Consider the following 1970-nt stretch of genomic DNA (forward strand, 5'->3'; position numbering starts at 1 on the left):
GCATTAACCATACTATACAAAACATTAACCCAAGTGTTATATTGTTGTTAATTAATAATGTGGGTTTAGCAAGGAATCTAACTCATTAGATGTTTTTTTTAATCTAGTTTAAAAGATAAGTACATTTAAAGTGGTAAGCTTCAAGCTCCAAATTTAGAGGACTTTTAAGTATGAAAAAAAACATAAAGAATAATTTGACGACAACCTTGCCAGATCAGCTATTGAGTTTAGTATCGGGTGGGAATGGCAGTGGTAATGATCCTGGTAATAAACCTAGGGCTGTTGCACCAACTTACCCATCTTATTTTTTTCAAAGAAAAATGCCTTAATGAGTTGAGTTGTAAAGATGTTTCCAGACTACGAAAATAAGTTGCACGAGATAAATACATGGATATGGTTGGTTTCTGTCATCGCACCAATGGTGATGTATGGTATAAAAATAGGTTCTCGTTCGTACTATATTGCAGCTGTAGTCTGGGTTCTATCACAATTTATCAATCTTAGGATTGAGCCTTTTCTAAATGAATTTGTATCAAGCTCAGATGACAACCTTATTTATTGGTATGCGACTTGGGCAACATTAGATGTTCTTTGCATTTTCGTGATCTTTTTTGTCCATTGGAGACATAAAATAAGTATCGGATTTACTTCATTAAGCATAATGGTTGCGTACTCATTATTAGCGTTATTACAAACAATAAGACATTTCGAGTTAGATCTTTTTGGCACTCATCATTTAACACAACTTTATACAGTCGGTATAAATACGGGCAATATCGCAATTACAGTGATAATAACAATGCCTTTACTAATTTTCATATGGAAAAATAAATTAAGTCAAAGGAATCAAAATGTTTAGTGCTTTATATTTCGCGTTATTGCTTGTATTAATCGGGGCACTTCTACATTCCGCGTTTAGATTACGGGGAGGGCCGAAAGATTATGCTCTTGCTGATGCATTTGAAGCTGAGGGATTAGGGGCTAAAGCGTATATGTTACTAAGAAAAAGAAACAGAATTGATGACATTAATGATCAATTCTTGAAATATATCGCACTAGTAGATTGGAAGAAAGAAGCTGAAGAGTTCAATGCATTATGTGAAAGCAGCCTACAAGGTAGCTCCGCAAATTTAATTAAACTACCTTTGGATGATAATTAATTACTTCGCTTTTAAATCGGTTTCAGCAACTTTGACAGGTAAATAATCCTGCCCAATTTCTTTATATAAGCTATAGACAGCCATATCGACTAGAGATGACACATTTGTATTAGGTGCTTTCGTTAATAGACCTAATTCGGCCGTGTTGTAAATAAACGAGCTAATTGCCTTTTTTAAATTGTCTTGTGTAAAGCATGTTACGCTATCTTCACTTTTACTAAGCCTTTGTCCTGTAACTACATAATTAACATCAAACCCCAGACGCGCTAAATCAGCCAGCTTATCTGACGGTATCGGGTTTCCACTCTCCCATCTATAATATGTTGACTTTCCAACACCAATAGAATCATAGACTTGCTTTTGCTGAAGCTCTAAGCGTTCTCTTTCTTTAACTAAATAATGGTTCATATGTGGGAAACTTATTGACAGGGTTCACATTTGAACCCTATACTAAACTCAACTTAAACAAACCTTTTGCAACGTTCGCCAAAACCATACAAAAGGTTAACCAAAGGGTACTTTACTATGAAAGCAAAGGAAATTAAACAAGCAATTGCAGCCGAGGGCTACACACTATCTATGATAGCTGAGGCTCTGGACGTTAAATTAGCTGCGGTTTCTCACACAATAAATGGTCATTCCAAATCGTTAAAAATTGCCGATTGTATTTCAAGGGTCATAAATAAACCCTTAGCAGAAGTATTCCCGAACCATGAAGGGATCATTAAGCGGCCCACACTCAAAGAGAAAAGTGCCGCTGTTTCTGAAATTCGTCAATTACTAGCATCTTAGGAGTTACGACCATGAACC

Annotated in this window: 4 protein-coding genes; 3 read left to right on the forward strand and 1 reads right to left on the reverse strand. The window is 35.6% G+C overall.

Going from position 1 to position 1970, the window contains the following annotated elements; all coding sequences use genetic code 11:
* Positions 1-170 precede the first annotated feature (170 nt).
* Positions 171-329: a hypothetical protein gene (locus J8L97_RS22795; protein WP_210995090.1), complete on the forward strand. Its 159-nt coding sequence runs from the start codon at positions 171-173 to the stop codon at positions 327-329.
* Positions 330-851: 522 nt separating this feature from the next.
* Complete coding sequence (locus tag J8L97_RS22800; RefSeq protein ID WP_210995089.1) at positions 852-1160, forward strand: hypothetical protein; 309 nt, start codon at positions 852-854, stop codon at positions 1158-1160.
* Here J8L97_RS22800 and J8L97_RS22805 read toward each other — a convergent pair whose 3' ends face one another.
* Positions 1161-1568 carry a helix-turn-helix domain-containing protein gene (locus J8L97_RS22805; RefSeq protein ID WP_210995088.1) on the reverse strand — a complete coding sequence of 136 codons (408 nt, stop codon included), beginning with the start codon at positions 1566-1568 and terminating at the stop codon, positions 1161-1163.
* A 117-nt stretch (positions 1569-1685) separates the two neighbouring features.
* Between J8L97_RS22805 and J8L97_RS22810 the strand changes: the two genes are divergently transcribed.
* A complete protein-coding gene (locus J8L97_RS22810) occupies positions 1686-1952 on the forward strand; it encodes a DNA-binding protein (protein ID WP_210995087.1) in 267 nt (88 codons plus the stop codon).
* Positions 1953-1970 lie beyond the last annotated feature (18 nt).

It is taken from the genome of Pseudoalteromonas sp. MMG012 (assembly GCF_018100875.1).
In the GTDB taxonomy this organism is placed as follows: Bacteria; Pseudomonadota; Gammaproteobacteria; order Enterobacterales; family Alteromonadaceae; genus Pseudoalteromonas; species Pseudoalteromonas aurantia.